Genomic DNA, 16,422 nt, shown 5'->3' on the forward strand with positions numbered 1-16,422 from the left:
CCACCCATGACAGGAGGCCGCATCATGGCCCTCAAGAGCGTGACCGACGCATCCTTCATCGAGGACGTCCTACAGAGTGACAAGCCCGTGCTCGTCGACTTCTGGGCCGCCTGGTGCGGCCCCTGCCGCCAGTTGACTCCGTCGCTGGAGGCCATCGCCGCCGCGCACGGCGAGAAGATCGAGATCGTCAAGCTCAATATCGACGAGAACCCGGAGACGGCTGCCGCGTACGGCGTCATGTCCATCCCGACTATGAACGTCTACGTCGGTGGCCGGGTTGCCAAGACCATCGTCGGCGCCAAGCCCAGGGCCGCTCTCGAGCGGGAACTTGGCGCGTACCTCCGCGCCTGACCTTCCGACCGGGCACGGGATCGGGTCCTCTGCACCGCCACGGCGCGCGGTGCGGTGGACCCGTTGTTCGCGCGGAAGGTCGCCCGGTCCGGCTGTGGCTGTTGACGGGGAGAGCGCCAACGGCCCGAGCAGGACGGCCAACCCGTTCATTGGCCAGGCTCGCCGGCCTGCTCCGTCAGAACGGGCGGGGTGACATGACGTGATCCTCGGCTTCCGGGACCTCCAGAATGCAGCGCGGTACGCCGGGAGCGGGCGTCACCCGTACGGACACCGGGGTCGGCGGATCTGTGGGCAGCTCGACGTGCACGGTCACGGGGTGGTCGTCGTGCGTCGTGCCGTGACCGGTCTCCTTGCCGTCGACCAGAACCTCCACCACGACTGTGCGGCCGGTCTCGACGGTGGCACTGACCGAGTGCCCCACGTACTCGACGTGAAAATGATGGCGTCGTCCCATCGGTGTCGCCTCCTGCTGATCACCCAGACCGGCGCCCCACCTCAAGCGTAGGCACGGAGCCGTCATACGGCCTGCCCGGCAATGCGCCGCGCCACCCGTGTCCCAGCGACTGGTCCCGGAGCGTGGCAGGGGGCATCATCACAAGCCCCGACGGAATTCGGAGTGTCGACCGAAAGCCGGCAGACTATGACGGACACCCACCCGATGGACCGCCAAGCCATCCACGACAAGTACGAGCGCGCCCGGCTGACCTTCCACAGCTTGATCGACGCGGCCTCCGCGGCAGACCTCGCCAAGGCAACCGACGGCACCCCTGGACCAACAAGCAGCTGCTGTGGCACATGCTCTTCGGTTACACGCTCGTCCGGGCACTGCTCGTCCTGGCACGCGTCTTCGGGCGACTGCCCCGCCCGGTGAGCAAGGTGTTCGCCCGGCTGTTGAACGCGGCCACGGTTCCGTTCGACTTGATCAACTACGCGGGCCCCTGCGGCGCGGCCAAGGTCTATGGTCCCCGCCGGATGGGTGCCGCCATCGACCGTGTCATCGCCTCTCTGCACCGGCACCTCGAAGCGGAGACCGAGCCCGGCCTGGCCCGCGGCATGCACTACCCGGTCCGGTGGGATCCGTTCTTCAAGGACTTCATGACCCTCGCCGACATCTACCAGTACCCCACCCAGCACTTCGATTTCCATCGCCGCCAGCTGACTTTGGGCAACGGAAGGTGACCTCTTCCTGTGCGGCAGCGGACTGTGGTGTCCCGGAGCGGACGGCCGGGACACCACGGCCATGGGGGTCAGGCCAGATGGGTGCCGGAGTAGCAGGCTTCCGCAATGGCCGCGACGATCCGTTCCGCAGGGATGGGGCCGGTCAGTTCGACCACCGTGCGCTCCTTGCGGACGTCGGTGGTGCTGGAGGTGACGCCGGGGAGTTCTTCGATCTCATCGTCGATGAGCAGGCCGCAGCTGTTGCAGTGCATGCCGGTGACGGCGAATTCCATGCAGGTGGTCACAAGGTCGTCTCCTGGGTGGCGGTGGTCTGGGGGCCCTGGACGGCGGGCTGCTGGAAGGTGATCTGGCCGGCGTACATGCCCATGCCGCAGGAAACCCCCGCCGCTCGATGCGCACCCATGTACCCCGCTCCGTACGACCGCCCAAGGAACGGCGCTTGCGTACCAGAGCCTGCCGATCCAGTTCCACACGCAGGGCCGCTTCCACGCGCTCCAGCCGTCTTCCACGGGCTGACGGCGCAGATCCACCTGGGCAGCAACGGGCAGGGAACCAGTTATCAAGACCTCCTTGGCGAACGGATGGCCGTAGCAGAAGGAGGCCCACTGGAACGATCCGTTCGTCAACGCAGAGCGCATCAACCTCACTCCCGTCGCTGACCGTTGAAAGAATGGAAGGAGGCCAGGCGCTGCGCATCGCAGAGGCCTGCGCCGCCCATGAGTATGCCGCGCCGCCCGGGATCTGGTCGCCGACATGGCGGCTTGGGACCGCCGTCGTACGCTGCCAGAGTTCCATCACTTCAGCCGCCGACTGGGAGTCCTGTGTGACCGAGCCGCAGCGGTCCAAGCCGTTTCTGTATGTCGTCGTTTGCGGTGCCGGGGTTGCCGGCGATGTCGGCAAGCTACTCACCGCAGCACAGGAACGCAGCTGGGAGGTCGGTGTGGTGGCCACGCCGCAGGGCCTGCCGTTCCTCGACACCCACGCGGTCGAGGCCCAGACCGGGTTCCCGATTCGCTCGGCGTGGCGCTCGCCGAGCGATGCTCGGTCGTTTCCGCCCGCAGACGCCATCGCCGTGGCGCCGGCGACGTTCAATACGGTCAACAAGTGGGCTGCCGGCTTCGCCGACAACCTTGCCCTGGGCATCCTCTGCGAGGCCGCGGGCATGGGGATCCCCACCGCCGCCCTTCCGTACGTGAATACGGCTCTTGCCGCCCATCCTGCGTATCGACGTAGCCTCGCCGAACTCCGCGAGATGGGGGTATCGCTCGGCAGCTACGAGCCTCACCGTCCAAAGGCAGGCGGCGGCGCCGATCGCTTCCACTGGGAGGAAGCGATCCAACTGCTGGAACCGCACATGCGGAACCAGGATGCCTGAGGACGGTCCGCCACGCAGCGGGCCGGACGGTCCTCGGCCACGGGTTGCCGCCGCCGTCGTGGTCCACGAGGATCGCGTCTTGTTGGTGCGGCGTCGCGTGGCGGAGGGGAACCTCTCGTGGCAGTTCCCGGCGGGCAAGGTCGAACCCGGGGAAGCGTGGGAGGACGCAGCGGTACGGGAGACCAAGGAGGAGACAGGCCTGGATGTGTCCGTGATCGAGGCGCTGGGCGAGCGGGTCCACCCGGCTACCGGGCGCCTGATGTCGTACGCCGCCTGCGATGTTGTGGCCGGCTCGGCGCGCGCCGCGGCCCCGGCTGAGATTGCCGAAGTCGCTTGGGTATCCCATGCAGAGCTGCCGAGGTACATCCCGTCCGGGCTCTTCGAGCCGGTGCAGCGGTACTTGGACGCCGTGATCGGGTGAGGCGTCGTGCGGGCGGCGCTGCTGCCAGATCCCGATGCCGTGGCGCTCGATTTGTACGGTGGCCTCTGGCCCGGAGAAGGATTGATCCGGTCACGACGAGGTACGAGGGGGAGCGCATGAGCCAGTCGCTGGAGATCACGCCGATCGGAACCGTGGTCGCAGGACGGGGCAAGCCCACAGACGACCACTGGGGAGGGCAGGCGATCATCCGTCTGAAGCCGGACTTCCCCGTCGAGGTCGTGCAAGGCCTGGAAGAGTTCTCGAACTTGCTCGTCGTCTGGCACTTCCACAAGGCATCGCCCGCCGATGTCGCCGTTCACGCCCGGAGCCCCCGCAACAACCCAGCGTGGCCGCCGACCGGCACGTTCGTGCACCGTAACCACCGCCGACCGAACCAGCTCGCGCAGTCGTTTCCCCGCCTGGTGAAGGTCGACGGCCTGGACCTCCACGTAGCCGATCTCGACGCGATCGACGGCACTCCGGTCTACGACGTCGCGCCGTACTTCCAGGCGATGGGGCCGCGAGGCGAGGTCCGGGAGCCGAGCCGGCCGTCGGAGATGCTCTCCGACTACTGGAGCTGATCGCAGCAAGGACGAGATGAGGAGCCGCCCAGCCCTTGGCGGTGTTGTCGCACATGGAGGGATGTCTGCCATTGCAAGCATCTTCGAGGGTGGGCATGGTTGATGTATGAGGCCCCGCACGGTGCTGGTCACGCTCTATGACGGCGTCGAGGCGCTGGACGTCACCGGACCCGTGGGCGTATTACTGGCCGGGGCCAACGCCTACCTTGCCGCCACCGCCCCGGGGCAGACCGGGTACCGCATCGCAACGGCGTCCCCGGGCGGGTCCGCCGTGGTGTCGCTCAGCGGCGTGACCCGCCTGACGTGGACCTGGCGGGAGCAGCGGTTCCGCACACGCTGCTCGTGCCGATTCTTGGGAACGACCGGTGTTGCTCCTCGCCTCACTCGATCTGGTTTTCTACGGCTCGGGGTGGTTGGCATGCATGATCTTGGTGGCGAGCCGGTGTTGCCTGGTCGATCGGGTTCGACCTCTGCGTCCCGGCCCTGCTCAAGCCCGTTCGGTGCCTGCGCGGGACAGCCCTACGCCTCCGCGGGGGTGGTCGGTCGCGTCGCGTAACGGTGGCGCATGGCGTCGCTGGCTGCGGGGCCTGCGGTGAAGACGTAGGTCCCGCTGTCGTCGAGTCGGCGGCCGGTCTTGGCGTCGACGACGACGGGTTCGACTTCCTCGCCGTTGTGGGCGTCGATGAGGATCATGCTGCGTTCGGCCGGTGTGAGGCGGGAGTTGCCCCATGCGGCCAGGGCGACGATCACCGGGCGCAGGGACTGCCCGAGTTCGGTGAGGACGTACTCGTGACGTACGGGGTTGGCCTGGTAGGGCCGGCGCTCCAGCAGCCCGTCCGCGACGAGGGTTTTCAGCCGGGTGGTGAGCATGCTGGAGGATATGCCCAGGCTCTCCTGGAACTGGTCGAAGCGTGTGTAGCCGTCGAAGGCGTCGTGGAGGATCAGCAGCGTCCACCACTCGCCCACGTGTTCCACCGTCGTGGACAGCGGGCACTCCCGGTCCTCCAGCCTGATCCGGCTTGCCACGGCGACCATCCCCTCGGTTACTGCTAAAGTAGAAGTTAGTAGCTTCTATTTTAGCAGTAGTGACGGGAGCAGTGCCGTCTGCGCCCGCATCCGGGAACGGAGCACACCGTGACCACATCCATCAGCGAATCCCTCGAAGGCCGACGCGCTCTGGTCACCGGCGGCACCAAGGGCACCGGAGCCGCCATCGCCCGACGTCTCACCCAGGCCGGCGCAACCGTACTGGTCACCGCCCGCAGCCGCCCCGACGACGTCGAGGAGAAGGCGTTCATCACCGCCGACCTGTCCACCGCCCAGGGCGCAGCCCGCGTAGCCGCCGAGGTGGACGCCCGCGTGGGAGGCGTCGACATCCTGGTCAACACCCTCGGCGGGTCCGAGGCGCCGGCCGGAGGGTTCGCGGCGCTCGGCGAGGACGACTGGGCCAGGGAGCTGAACACGAACCTGCTGGCCGCCGTCCGCCTGGACCGCGCGCTCCTCCCGCACATGATCACCAAGGGCAAGGGTGCGATCGTGCACGTCACCTCGATCCAGCGCCGCATGCCACTGTGGAACGGCACCCTGGCCTACGCCGCCGCCAAGGCGGCCCTGACCACCTACAGCAAGGGCCTGGCCAACGAGGTCGCCCCGCACGGCGTCCGCGTCAACACCGTCTCGCCCGGCTTCGTGCAGACCTCGGCCGCCGACAACCTCGTCGCCCGGATCGCCCACGACGCAGACATCACCCAGGAAGCGGCGCTGGGCCGGCTCATGGACTCCCTGGGCGGCATCCCGCTGGGCCGTCCCAACCGACCTGAGGAAGTCGCCGAGCTCGTCGCCTTCCTGGTCTCCGACCGCGCTTCGGCCATCGTCGGCGCCGAACACGTCATCGACGGCGGCACCACCCCCACCGTCTGAACCCGCCCCCGCCCCAAGGACCGTCATGCACGACAACCAGCCCCGAACCAGCACCCCGGACACCCTGCCCGAGGTGATCCCCCGCTACCTGACAGCGCACCGCACCCACGACACCGCCACCGCAATCACCGCCTTCACCCGCGAAGCCACCGTGATCGACGACGGCAACACCTACGCGGGCACCCAGGCGATCGGGGAGTGGCTCGACCGATCCACCACCGAGTTCACCTACACCATCCACCTCACCGACGCCCAGCAGACCGACGCGACCCACTACATCGCCACCCACCACCTCGAGGGCAACTTCCCCGGCGGGACGATCGATCTGCGCTACCAGTTCACACTCCGCGACGACCTCATCGAACGTCTCGTCATCGAACCCTGAGTCCCTCCCACGTCACCCGTTGCCGCCTGATGCGAGAGGCCCCGCTCGCCCCGAACCGCTCTTCCACGCCGTCGTGCCCAGCCACTCGACCACCGGGGCGGGGCGTGTCAGCGACTTGACTCTGTCTCATATTCGGTGGTAGCTGAGAGTGGCAGAGGGTGAGCGCTGGCTGCCGACAGTGCGATCAACCTTCCGACCCGGGTGTTTGATGAGCAGTCGGCGCGACAGTGCGCGAGCAGGCCGAGAAGATCGTGCTCGCGCCAGTGACGGACTCGCAGGCTTGTCGACGATACAGAGCACCCGTCCCATCGTGCGGATCTGCGATTTCATCATCGACGCCCGCCATCACTCTCAGCTACCACCGAATGTGATCCAGAGCCGGCGACTTTGTGTAAGTCGGTTGGTGTCATTGGATGCTGAGCCGATCCTCGAAGAACAGTGAGAACTGGTTCAGCGCCTCTTTCCAGTGTGCGGGGACGTGGTTCGCGTCGCGCGCTTTGGGGTTGATCTGCTCGCGGACCGCAAGGTAGAGCACCTTCAACGCGGCCTGCTCCGAGGGGAAACGACCGCGGTTGCGGGTGGCCTTGCGGAGCCTCGAGTTGATCGGTTCGACCATGTTCGTGGAGTAGACCACCTTCCTTATGGCTGGCGGCAACGCCAGGTAGGGGGTGAACTCCGACCAGGCCGACCGCCAGGTTCGGACGATCGCCGGGTAGCGTTCGCCCAGGTCGGAGGCGGCAAACGCATCGAGGGCCTGTTCAGCGGCCTGCTCCGTCGGGGCCGTGTAGATCGTCTTCAGGGCCGGCGTCAGCCTGGGGTGGTCCCGCACCGAGGAGAGCCGGGGCGAGGCTCTGGTCAGGTGGATCACGCAGGTTTGGACGGTGGCCTTGGGGCAGGTCGCGGTGACCGCGTCGGGCAGGCCGTTCAACCCGTCGCAGACGACGATGCAGACGTCCTCGATGCCCCGGTTCCGCAGCTCGGACAGCACTGCCATCCACGTGGTCGCGCCCTCGCCCTCGGCGCCGACCCACAGGCCCAGAACATCCTTGCGGCCGTCCATGTCCACGCCGACGGCCAGGTAGACCGGCTTGGAGACGACGGATCCGGTCGTTGAGCCCGGCGAGCCGGCGTGCCGTCTTCGGGACCAGACGTGCTTCGAAGTCGCCGTTGCGGTCACAGACGCCAGCGCGACCGCGCCGGCGTCTGTGAGGACCGTCTTCGGTGAGGTCCCGTTGCGGGAGTTTCCCGACCCGTGGCCAGCGGGATCTCCACGTTCATAGCCGAGGTGTTCGCTCATCTCGGCTTCCAGGGCCCGCTCCAGCACGGCCCGGGTGATCTCCGTCAGCAGCCCGCCCTCACCGAGCAGGGCCGCCCCGGAGGCATCAGCGCTGTCGAGCAGCCGCTCGACCACCTCGTCGACCCACGCGTCCCCGGCAGGCGAGGCGACCGGTTCTGTCTTCTCTGCCATGACTCGTCCGATCCGCCTGACCCACGGGCCCGAGGCCGAGCCCCTGGCCAGGCTGTCATGTCACGGATTTACGCGATCTTTCAGACATGCTCCCGGGCCGGCCCTGTAGTTCGGGATCAGCACGTGCGCGTCAGCGAGATCGGATCAGGTGGCGGGCTGGGGCTGGCGGAGTTCTGCTTGGCCGAAGAGGAGGACGTAGCCATCGGGAAGCTGGTGGAGGATCCGGACGAGGAGGTCGGGTCCGGCGAGGCGTGAGACGACGGCGAGGACGGCGCCGGTGTCCCAGCGGGCGGTGGCCGGGGTGGCGCCGGTGCGGGAGGCCAGGTCTTTGATGAAGCCCCAGCCGGTGAGCTGTTCGGTGTCGGGGATCTGGGCGGTCAGGGTGAGGGCGGCCTCGACGGGCAGGCGCTGTGCGAGGTCGACGCGTTCGTCGCCGGTGACCTGGCGGCCGAGGGCGGCGAGGACGGTGTGGACGGATTCTCTGGCGCGTTCGCGCGTCGGGTAGGCGCCCTCGTTGCGCACGCGTTCCAGCATCTGGTCGAACGTCATGGCCGCAAGGGACGGGTTCGCTCGAGGCTGGTCGTACATGGTGCTGCGGTTGCCTTTCTCTTCCAGGGGTTCGGGTTACGGACGGCGGCGGGCGGTCAGGTGGGCTGGGGGTGACCGAAGAGGAGGTCGTAGCCGGGTGGGAGTTGGAGCAGGGCCTCATGAGTGAGGACGTCGCCCGCTGCGGCGGCCACGGTGGAGAGGACCGCGCCGATGTCCCACAGGGCCGTCTTCTCGGTGGCGCCTTCGATCCAGGCCGCGGTCGCACGGACGAAGCGTTCGGGAGAGAGCGGTTCCGCGGCCTGCAGGGGGTTGAGGAGGATCAGGGCGTACGTCTCGGGGAGCCGGGCTGCGAGCTCGGCCCGCACGGTGCCGACCAGGTGCGCGCCCAGCAGGGCCAGGACGACGCGGGCCGCCCGTTCGGCCTCCTCCCGAGTCTGATACTCGCCGCGTTCCTGGACGTGGGCCAGGAACGCCTCCCGGCGCATCGGCATCACGTCACCTCCGGGGAGGGGGAGGGTGCAAGGGGGCGCGGAGGACGGGGTGCCGGAGGGGATCGGTTCCCCGTCCTCCGCCGCTGGTGCCGGCCTGTTCAGCCGGAGATCTGCTTGCGGCCGGACTCGCCACCGATGGCGATCTTCCGCGGCTTGGCGCGCTCGGCGATCGGGATCCGCAGGGTCAGGACACCCGCGTCGTAGTCGGCCTCGATGTGCTCGGTGTCGAGGGTGTCGGCCAGCATGACCTGGCGGGAGAAGACACCCAGGGGCCGCTCGGAGAGCTCCATCTGTACGCCGTCGGACTTCTCTGCGGGTCGGCGCTCGGCCTTGACGGTCAGCATGTTCCGCTCGACGTCGATGTCGATCGCCTCGGTGCTCACTCCGGGGAGGTCGAAGGCGATCACATAGACGTCGCCCTCGCGGTAGGCGTCCATCGACATCACGGACGGCTTCGACCAGGTCCCCGATGTACCCGACAGCTGCTGGACGATCCGGTCCATCTCGCGGAACGGGTCGGTGCGCATCAACATCGCGAAACACCTCCAGTTGGTTCAGGCAGGAACTGCCAATGCGCTTCAACGTGCTCCCGTTGTAACATGTCATCGAAACGATGACAAGCAAGCAGTCATCTGGAGGATGACAGAGCCACGGAGAACGCCATGAATGAGGCCGCAGAGCCGACCGCACCAGTCCCCTTCCTTGCCGCCGCCGCGGCGCTGGAGGCCATCAACCAGGCCGTTAAGGACGCGCGGCGACTCTCCGCAGGAACGCCGAAGGCCGCAGCGGCGCCCGCGGCGGACTCTGGCCCGCACCCGGCTCTGGCCGCACTGCTGATGCTGCGCGAGGTCCGCGAGCAGCTCGCCGACTGGGAGAGCGGCCTGATCGAAACCGCCCGCAGCCAGGGCGCGAGCTGGGCCGACCTCGCAGGCCCCCTCGGAGTCGCAAGCCGGCAGGCCGCAGAACGCCGCTACCTGCGCCAGCGCCCCGGCACCGCCGGAAGCACCGGTGAGCAGCGCGTCCAGGCCACCCGTGACATGCGCGCCGCCGACCGCATCGTGACCGCCTGGGCCCGCGACAACGCAGCCGACCTGCGCCGACTCGCCGGCCAGATCACCGCCCTCACCGACCTGCCGCAGGGGGCCGAAGCCACCATCAACGACCTGAACCTGGCCCTCGCCGACAACGACGCCGCCCACCTCATCCGCCCCCTGGCCGACACCCGCCCTCACCTGCGGCCCCAGGACGCAGACCTCGCCGAACGCATCGACGCCCTGACTCAGCGCACCGAGCAGCTCCGCCAGGACACCCGCAACCAGCGCAGCACGTGACCCGCAAACCCCGACCAATGCGCTCACCCACGAGCCCCGCACCCCACCCGTCGGTCCCAGGAGGGATTCACCATCGGCGACCAGACGTCCGCGGTCGTCGCCCTCGCCAGGCTGGTCACCCAGGTTCTGTCTCTTTGGTCAGCGTCGTGCCCAGATGAGGATGGCGGCGAGGTGGAGTGCTGCCTGGTAGGCGATGGCGAGTTTGTCGCATCGGGTGGCCAGGCCGCGCCACTGCTTGAGGCGGTTGATGCAGCGTCCGACGCTGTTCCGCTGCTTGTAGATCTCGGCGTCGAAGCCGGGCGGGCGGCCGCCTCGGCGTCCTCGCCGCAGGCGGTGGCCGATCTGGTCGGACGGCTGCGGGATGACCGCGCGGATCCCGCGTCGTCGCAGGTGGGACCGGATGGCACGGGAGGAGTAGGCCCGGTCCGCAAGCACGGCCAACGGCCGGGTTCGGGGCCTGCCGGGCCCGCTTCGTGGCACGCGGATGCGGGCCATGGCCGCTTCGAAGGCGGGTGCGTCGCCGGTGTGGCCCGCGGTGACGGTCAGGGCCAGGGGCCGTGCAAGCTCGTCGGCGGCCAGGTGGGCCTTGGTGCTCAGGCCGCCGCGTGAGCGTCCGAGGGCGTGGTCGGCGGGCTCGCTGCGGCCTTCGGCCCCTTTTTGCGTGCTCCGGCGGAATGCTGGTGGGCCCGGACGACGGTGGAGTCGACCGAGACGGTCCAGCCGATGTCGTCACCGGCGTCCGCGGCCGCCGGCGCGGCGGTCAGGATGCTCTGCCAGGTTCCGTCGACGGCCCATCCGATCAGCCGTTTGTGGGCGGTCTGGAACGGGCCGAGCTCGTCGGGCAGGTCCCGCCAGGGCGAGTTGGTGCGGTACTTCCCCGCGATGGCCTCGAGCGTTCGGCGGTGATCAGCCCACCGCCGTCCACGGACCGGATCGGCCGGCATCAACGGCTCGATCCGACCCCACATCGCATCAGTGATCACTCATCGGGCAGACACATCCGATCAACTGACCAACCCATCAAAGAGGCACGCGCTAGCCAGGAGACCCCAGCCGGCTGCTCCCGCGGGGTGGTCGGGCCCTGGTCAGATCGTGACCGGGCCGTGGGCGGTGGCGAACTCGACCGAGACCAGGCCCGGTTCCTCATCCTCGACCCAGGTGACGTCGATCTGGTCGAGGGGGTGGTCGGCCGGTTCGCCGAGGAATTCGGCGATGGAGGCGGCGTCGCCGGCGATGGAGACCCCGTGGATGGTGGTGGAGGTGCGCGGGTCGGCGCTCGGGCGCTCCTCGATGGGGACCGACCACTGAAGGAAGTAGGGCAGTTGCGGGTCCTCCAGCAGTTCCAGCAGGCCGATCTGCTTCCACCTCAGGTCGAACCCGTCGGGGCGGACACGGTGGCCCTCGGCCGAGGTGCGGCCGAGGCGGGCCTCGACCGGGGCGATGTCGTCGACGGAGACCACCCAACCGAGCCAGCCGCCGCCCTCGGCGGCGCGGCGCGCGACCGCCTGGCCGAAGGGTGCACGGTCGGCGGCGGGGTGGTCGAGTGTGGTGACGACCTCTACGTAGGTGCCGCCGCTCAGCGGGAGAATAAAATTGCGGGTGCCGAATCGTGGGTGCACGCCCCCGTCGACGAACCCGGCGCCGAGGGCCGATCCGATCCACTGGACGGTCGAGACGAAGCTGTCGCGGGCCACCGCGTAGGACACGTGATCAAGTCGCACTGTGCCATCATCACCCGACAACCCGTACAAATCAGGACGCCACGCCCGCCGCCCCGGCCGCGTCCGCCGTGGATTCAGCCGCGGAGCGGATCGATCATCATCATCCCGGCGGGGGAGGCCCGGTCGAAGCCAGGCAGCAGCGCTGCCGCCTCGTCGAGGCCCACGACCCGCTCGATCAGCCGCTGCGGGGCGAGCGCTGCTGCCACAGGATTTCGATCCGGCATGCAGCACCATGCGCACCGCACTTCCAAGAGGCAGGCTCTAGAGGACCGAGATCAAGTTCTTGGCGTCAACGGCTTTGCCACCATCGCGAGGCCGAGGCAGCTCCCCCGACCGTAGGAGACGACCACCACGATCCACCGCAGCCCAACCAACAGCATCCCAGCTCAGGACTTGGCCAGAGTCCCTGCGCAAGAGCTACACCCGAGTTGATTGGACACTCCCGTAACAGGGCAGCCCGACCAGCTGCCGCTGACATCGCTCGCACAGCAGTTCTAGCGGTGCGTCAGTGGGGTCTGCCCAGCACGATCTTCCACACTCGGGTCGCCACCTGGAGGTTAAGCCGGTCCTCGACGTTCGCGAGGTCGTTGCCGCTGATGTCGCGGATGCGCTGGAGCCGATAGCGCAGCGTGCTGCGGTGGATCGCGAGGCATTCGGCGGTCTCGTCGTAGTTGCCGCCGCAGTCGAAGTACCGGGACAGGGTCTCCACCATGGCCGCGTGGTGCCGGGAGTCGTAGTCGATGAGCTGCCCGAGCCACTCGTGGACGAACGTCTCCAGTTCCCGGTAATCGTTGCCAGGTCCCAGGATGCGGTAGAGGCCGAGCTCGTCGAAGAACGTCGTGCCGTAGCGCTCGCGGGAGTGGCGGCGCACTTCCAGGGCGCGCTGCGCCTCCTGGTAGCGGTGGGGGATGTCGTCCAGGGAGTCGCAAGAAGCGCTCACGCCGATCGTCCCGGACCGTGTCCCGGTCTCCCGGGCGAGCGCCTCGTACAGGGCCCGGGCGTCCGGCCTGTCGTCGGCGACCAGGACCACGTGGTCGGAACGTCGGGCCAGCAGCGAGCGCATGCCCACGGCAGAAGCCGCCCGGCCCACGGTCTGCGCGAAGGAATCGTCCGCGGTCCGGTTCGACCACTGCACCACGACGACGTAGTGGCTGCGGTGCAGGTCGTGCCCGACCGCCTCGGACCGGGCGTAGGCGCTCGCCTCGTCCGTCCCCGCGAGGAGGTCGTCGACCAGCTCGCCGTGCAGCCTCAGCTCCACTTCGGCCAGGTTGCGCAGGTGCGCCAGCTCCAAGGCGAGCGACGTGGCGGCGTGTTCCAGCGCGAGCAAGGTGTGCTCGTCCGTCTCGCCCCGGGCATCGACCAGGGCGAGAACGCCGAGGATCTCGCCGTGCGGGCGGACCAGGGTGATCAGCCGGTCCTTTATCCGCACCGGCCCGGCCTGACGGGCGACGGCGTGCAGCATTTCGTCCTGGCGCACGGGGTCCGGTTCCGGATAGGGGTCGGGGCGGTTGGGGCCGGTCCAGGACCTCAGACGACCGAAGCGGTCCTCGACCAGCGCGGGGAGCCCAGTGAGCCCGTGCAGTGCGCGGGTGATGGCTTCCTCGCCGCCGCCCGAGGCAGCGACGTCGGCCATGAGCGCGTGAACGGCCCGCTGGTACCCCAGCTCAGCTACGACGGAGATCAGCTGCCGCTGGAGGGCTGTCCGTTCCTCCCTCAGCCGGTGCAGCTCCAGCCCGTCCTCGCGTTGGCGGCGGTGTATGAAGGCGACTGACAGAGCAGCAGCGGTGTGCCGGACGAGCGTGGCGAGCAGGGATCGCTCGGCCTCGGTGGGCTGGGAGCGGGACGTCACCACGAGGTAGCCGTGGAGTCCCTCAGGTCCGCGGAGCCCAAGGGCTCGGCCCCAGGGCCGGCCGGGTACGGTCACAGGGCCGTCTTGCCCGGCCAGCTCCCGCACCCTCCGGTCCACGGCCAAGGCATGGATCTGCCCGTCCCTTGGGATGGGGACCAGGTCGCCGTCCACCCTGAGGTATCCGGCCTCGGCGCTGTACGGCCCTGCGGCGGCTAGGTGGTCCATGGCCAGGCGCAGGATCTCGCCTTCGTCCCGGGTATCCAACAGGGCCCAGGAGAGCACCATCAGTTCGTGGAGGGCATCGTCGGCTGGGGTTGGTACGGGTGGGCGTCGCCCTCTCCGCGGGGCCGTGGAGTGCCGCACGGGGCTGCCCCGCGGAAGGCGGTCCTCCCGGTCGGAGGGGCGGCGGTGCAGGTTGTGCGCCCGGCTGCCGGCCATGGGATCACTCCGTTCTCCCCGAGCCGGCGGTACACGTTCCGGGCCCAGCAGCCGACGGCGACCCTTCCTGATACGCCCCTCCGACCAACTTACCCGAGATGTCCGGAGTCTTCGTCTCGTGCTCGCGGGGCGACGGGCTCCGTTGTTTTTTGACCTGCCGGGGGCAGGCGTAGAGCTGCTCGGTTAAGCGAGTCTGGGGCGTGCCGGGGGCCGCCGTGTGCACCGGCAGGAAGGACTTCGGCCTGCTGCTGTACGCCCTGCTGGGCGGCCGCCGGGACTTCGCCTCCGTCCGCTCGATGCAGCCCAGCCGGTACGACGTCGTCGTGGACGAAGCGGTCGCCGACGAGGCCGTACGGCTGCTCGGCGGGCTGCCGACCACCGGCGCCGGCGGACGTCCCGCCCCTACCTGAACGATCGGATCCGCAGTGTCGGCGCATGCCGCCGCACCGGGAGGAGTTCCTCATGGCCAAGGCAGTGGGCATCGACCTGGGCACTACGAACTCGGTGATCGCCGTGTGGGAGAGCGGCGAGCCGTCCGTCGTGCCCAACAGCGAGGGCAACCGTACGACACCGTCCGTGGTGGCCTTCACCGATACCGGCGAGCGCCTGGTGGGCCAGCTGGCCCGGCGCCAGGCGATCCTCAACCCCAAGGGCACCATCTACTCGGCCAAGCGGTTCATCGGCCGGCACTTCGACGAGATCTCCGAGGAGGCCAGGGCGGTGGCGTACGACGTCGTCGAGGGCGACGGCGGGGCGGCCCGCTTCAAGGTCCGCGACAAGCTGTATGCGCCTGAGGAGATCAGCGCCCAGGTGCTGCGCAAACTCGCCGACGACGCCTCCAAGCAGCTGGGGGAGCGGGTTACGGAGGCGGTCATCACGGTGCCGGCCTACTTCAACGACGCTCAGCGGACCGCAACCAAGGATGCCGGACGGATCGCGGGGCTGGAGGTGCTGCGGATCATCAACGAGCCGACCGCGGCGGCCCTCGCGTACGGCATGGACAAGAAGCAGCACGAGACCGTCCTCGTCTTCGACCTGGGCGGCGGCACCTTCGACGTGAGCATCCTTGACGTCGGCGACGGCGTAGTGGAGGTGCGGTCCACCGCCGGCGACAGTCACCTGGGCGGTGACGACTTCGACCGGCGCCTGGTGGATTACCTCGCGGACGACTTCCAGAAGGAGAACGGCATCGATCTGCGCAAGGACCCGCAGGCGCTGCAACGCTTGTTCGAGGCGGCGGAGAAGGCCAAGACCGAGCTGAGTTCGGTGACGCAGACGCAGGTCAGCCTGCCGTTCGTCACCGCTGACGCCTCGGGCCCCAAGCACCTCACCGACTCGATCATGCGGTCCACGTTCGAGCAGATCACGGGCGACCTGGTGGAGCGGTGCCTGGGACCGGTCCAGCAGGCCATGACCGACGCCAAGGTCAGCGAGAGCGACATCGACGAGGTCATTCTCGTCGGCGGTTCCACCCGCATCCCCGCCGTGCAGGCCCTCGTGCGCCGGCTGACCGGCGGCAAGGAACCCAACATGAGCGTCAACCCCGACGAGGTCGTGGCCCTGGGCGCCGCGATCCAGGCCGGGGTGCTCAAGGGCGAGGTCAAGGACGTCCTGCTGCTCGACGTCACACCGCTGTCGCTGGGCGTAGAGACGCGCGGCGGCGTGATGACGAAGATCATCGAGCGGAACACCACCATCCCGGTGCGCCGCGCCGAGACCTTCTCCACCGCCGAGGACAACCAGCCGGCCGTCGATGTGGTGGTCCTCCAGGGCGAGCGCGAGCGGGCCGCGGACAACCGGGTGCTCGGCCGGTTCCAGCTCACCGACATCCGGCAGGCGCCGCGGGGCGAACCGCAGATCGAGGTCACCTTCGACGTCGACGCCAACGGCATTCTCGAGGTCAAGGCCCGCGACCGGGACACCGGCAAGGAACAGGGCATCACCATCAGCGAAAGCTCCAACCTGGACCGCAGCGAGGTCGAACGCATGGTCCAGGAGGCCGAGAGCAACCGGGGCCAGGACCAGGCGCTGCGCGAGGCCGTCGATGCCCGCAACGAGCTCGACGCCGTCGCGTACCAGGTCGAGAAGCGCCTGGCCGAACTGGGCGACGCAGCCCCCGCGCACGAGAAGGCACGCGCCGAGATGCTGGTGTCGGATGCCCGGGCGGCGGTCAAGGAGGAGGCAGGCGTGGAGCGGGTGCGGCCCCTGACCTCCGAACTCCAGCAGGTGCTGGCAGGGCTGGTGGCGCATCAGGGCGGTGCTGCCACGAGCGCTCCCGGCCAGGACACCACCGGTGGCGGCGCGACCGGCGGTGGCGGTGACGACGTCATCGACGCCGAGTTCGACAAGGACTGAGGAACCGC

General features: G+C 68.9%; 21 protein-coding genes and 2 pseudogenes. 11 read left to right on the forward strand and 12 right to left on the reverse strand.

Features of this window, described 5'->3' with window-relative positions:
• Nucleotides 1-24 precede the first annotated feature (24 nt).
• Entirely contained in the window at nucleotides 25-351 is a 327-nt protein-coding gene (gene trxA / locus OHT74_RS38760; RefSeq protein WP_328622947.1) for a thioredoxin, read from the forward strand.
• 175 nt (nucleotides 352-526) lie between these two features.
• On the opposite strand, the gene OHT74_RS38765 is transcribed toward trxA, so the two are convergent.
• A complete protein-coding gene (locus tag OHT74_RS38765; protein ID WP_266671596.1) occupies nucleotides 527-805 on the reverse strand; it encodes a hypothetical protein in 279 nt (92 codons plus the stop codon).
• Between the two features lie 341 nt (nucleotides 806-1,146).
• Here OHT74_RS38765 and OHT74_RS38770 point away from each other — a divergent pair, with 341 nt between their 5' ends.
• Nucleotides 1,147-1,530: a hypothetical protein gene (locus OHT74_RS38770; protein WP_328622948.1), complete on the forward strand. Its 384-nt coding sequence runs from the start codon at nucleotides 1,147-1,149 to the stop codon at nucleotides 1,528-1,530.
• 68 nt (nucleotides 1,531-1,598) lie between these two features.
• On the opposite strand, the gene OHT74_RS38775 is transcribed toward OHT74_RS38770, so the two are convergent.
• The gene (locus tag OHT74_RS38775) at nucleotides 1,599-1,814 is read right to left on the reverse strand and encodes a heavy-metal-associated domain-containing protein (RefSeq protein WP_328622949.1); all 216 of its coding nucleotides are present in this window, start codon (nucleotides 1,812-1,814) and stop codon (nucleotides 1,599-1,601) included.
• Nucleotides 1,811-1,933, reverse strand: coding sequence for a hypothetical protein (locus OHT74_RS38780; RefSeq protein ID WP_328623508.1), 123 nt, complete (start codon nucleotides 1,931-1,933; stop codon nucleotides 1,811-1,813). Before OHT74_RS38780 ends, OHT74_RS38775 begins: the two co-directional genes overlap by 4 nt.
• Before the next feature lie 270 nt (nucleotides 1,934-2,203).
• Between OHT74_RS38780 and OHT74_RS38785 the strand changes: the two are divergent.
• The 4 genes and pseudogenes from OHT74_RS38785 to OHT74_RS38800 form a co-directional block, all read left to right on the forward strand.
• A pseudogene (locus OHT74_RS38785) lies at nucleotides 2,204-2,349 on the forward strand (helix-turn-helix domain-containing protein); the annotation flags it as partial.
• Nucleotides 2,350-2,353: 4 nt separating this feature from the next.
• Nucleotides 2,354-2,905 (forward strand): flavoprotein, encoded by a 552-nt coding sequence (locus OHT74_RS38790; RefSeq protein ID WP_328622950.1) that lies wholly within the window; start codon nucleotides 2,354-2,356, stop codon nucleotides 2,903-2,905.
• Nucleotides 2,898-3,326, forward strand: a complete 429-nt coding sequence (locus tag OHT74_RS38795; protein ID WP_328622951.1) for an NUDIX hydrolase — start codon at nucleotides 2,898-2,900, stop codon at nucleotides 3,324-3,326. The genes OHT74_RS38790 and OHT74_RS38795 overlap by 8 nt, the downstream gene beginning before the upstream one ends.
• 116 nt (nucleotides 3,327-3,442) lie before the next feature.
• Nucleotides 3,443-3,907 carry an SAM-dependent methyltransferase gene (locus OHT74_RS38800; protein WP_328622952.1) on the forward strand — a complete coding sequence of 155 codons (465 nt, stop codon included), beginning with the start codon at nucleotides 3,443-3,445 and terminating at the stop codon, nucleotides 3,905-3,907.
• A 519-nt stretch (nucleotides 3,908-4,426) separates the two neighbouring features.
• On the opposite strand, the gene OHT74_RS38805 is transcribed toward OHT74_RS38800, so the two are convergent.
• Complete coding sequence (locus tag OHT74_RS38805) at nucleotides 4,427-4,942, reverse strand: winged helix-turn-helix transcriptional regulator (RefSeq protein ID WP_266671603.1); 516 nt, start codon at nucleotides 4,940-4,942, stop codon at nucleotides 4,427-4,429.
• Between the two features lie 99 nt (nucleotides 4,943-5,041).
• On the opposite strand from OHT74_RS38805, the gene OHT74_RS38810 reads away from it, so the two are divergent.
• Together OHT74_RS38810 and OHT74_RS38815 are read left to right on the forward strand one after the other, a co-directional pair.
• On the forward strand, nucleotides 5,042-5,827 hold the full coding sequence (locus OHT74_RS38810) for an SDR family oxidoreductase (RefSeq protein WP_328622953.1): 786 nt from the start codon (nucleotides 5,042-5,044) through the stop codon (nucleotides 5,825-5,827).
• Between the two features lie 25 nt (nucleotides 5,828-5,852).
• Nucleotides 5,853-6,212: a nuclear transport factor 2 family protein gene (locus OHT74_RS38815; protein WP_328622954.1), complete on the forward strand. Its 360-nt coding sequence runs from the start codon at nucleotides 5,853-5,855 to the stop codon at nucleotides 6,210-6,212.
• Between the two features lie 406 nt (nucleotides 6,213-6,618).
• Here the strand turns inward: OHT74_RS38815 and OHT74_RS38820 are convergent.
• From OHT74_RS38820 to OHT74_RS38835, 4 genes and pseudogenes are all read right to left on the reverse strand, one after another.
• Nucleotides 6,619-7,680: pseudogene (locus tag OHT74_RS38820) on the reverse strand (IS256 family transposase).
• Between the two features lie 144 nt (nucleotides 7,681-7,824).
• Complete coding sequence (locus tag OHT74_RS38825) at nucleotides 7,825-8,268, reverse strand: DUF2267 domain-containing protein (protein ID WP_328622956.1); 444 nt, start codon at nucleotides 8,266-8,268, stop codon at nucleotides 7,825-7,827.
• A 56-nt stretch (nucleotides 8,269-8,324) separates the two neighbouring features.
• Nucleotides 8,325-8,720 carry a DUF2267 domain-containing protein gene (locus OHT74_RS38830; RefSeq protein ID WP_328622957.1) on the reverse strand — a complete coding sequence of 132 codons (396 nt, stop codon included), beginning with the start codon at nucleotides 8,718-8,720 and terminating at the stop codon, nucleotides 8,325-8,327.
• A gap of 98 nt (nucleotides 8,721-8,818) precedes the next feature.
• Nucleotides 8,819-9,253, reverse strand: coding sequence for an Hsp20/alpha crystallin family protein (locus OHT74_RS38835; RefSeq protein WP_328618868.1), 435 nt, complete (start codon nucleotides 9,251-9,253; stop codon nucleotides 8,819-8,821).
• Nucleotides 9,254-9,382: 129 nt separating this feature from the next.
• On the opposite strand from OHT74_RS38835, the gene OHT74_RS38840 reads away from it, so the two are divergent.
• Nucleotides 9,383-10,051: an HSP18 transcriptional regulator gene (locus OHT74_RS38840; protein WP_328622958.1), complete on the forward strand. Its 669-nt coding sequence runs from the start codon at nucleotides 9,383-9,385 to the stop codon at nucleotides 10,049-10,051.
• A gap of 138 nt (nucleotides 10,052-10,189) precedes the next feature.
• Here the strand turns inward: OHT74_RS38840 and OHT74_RS38845 are convergent.
• From OHT74_RS38845 to OHT74_RS38860, 4 genes are all read right to left on the reverse strand, one after another.
• Nucleotides 10,190-11,019, reverse strand: a protein-coding gene (locus OHT74_RS38845) for an IS5 family transposase (RefSeq protein ID WP_328623482.1) whose coding sequence is annotated in 2 segments (ribosomal slippage) — nucleotides 10,190-10,707 and nucleotides 10,707-11,019 — 831 coding nt in all. Because the reading frame shifts where the segments join, the coding sequence is not laid out codon by codon here.
• A gap of 117 nt (nucleotides 11,020-11,136) precedes the next feature.
• Nucleotides 11,137-11,772, reverse strand: coding sequence for a VOC family protein (locus OHT74_RS38850; RefSeq protein WP_243339124.1), 636 nt, complete (start codon nucleotides 11,770-11,772; stop codon nucleotides 11,137-11,139).
• A gap of 74 nt (nucleotides 11,773-11,846) precedes the next feature.
• A complete protein-coding gene (locus tag OHT74_RS38855; protein WP_328622959.1) occupies nucleotides 11,847-11,978 on the reverse strand; it encodes a hypothetical protein in 132 nt (43 codons plus the stop codon).
• Between the two features lie 299 nt (nucleotides 11,979-12,277).
• Nucleotides 12,278-14,059: a PucR family transcriptional regulator gene (locus tag OHT74_RS38860; RefSeq protein ID WP_443047647.1), complete on the reverse strand. Its 1,782-nt coding sequence runs from the start codon at nucleotides 14,057-14,059 to the stop codon at nucleotides 12,278-12,280.
• 215 nt (nucleotides 14,060-14,274) lie between these two features.
• On the opposite strand from OHT74_RS38860, the gene OHT74_RS38865 reads away from it, so the two are divergent.
• Together OHT74_RS38865 and dnaK are read left to right on the forward strand one after the other, a co-directional pair.
• Nucleotides 14,275-14,469: a hypothetical protein gene (locus tag OHT74_RS38865; RefSeq protein ID WP_328622961.1), complete on the forward strand. Its 195-nt coding sequence runs from the start codon at nucleotides 14,275-14,277 to the stop codon at nucleotides 14,467-14,469.
• 52 nt (nucleotides 14,470-14,521) lie between these two features.
• Entirely contained in the window at nucleotides 14,522-16,414 is a 1,893-nt protein-coding gene (gene dnaK / locus OHT74_RS38870; RefSeq protein ID WP_328622962.1) for a molecular chaperone DnaK, read from the forward strand.
• Nucleotides 16,415-16,422: the final 8 nt, after the last annotated feature.

It is taken from the genome of Streptomyces sp. NBC_00354, from assembly GCF_036106915.1.
Classification (GTDB): Bacteria; Actinomycetota; Actinomycetes; order Streptomycetales; family Streptomycetaceae; genus Streptomyces.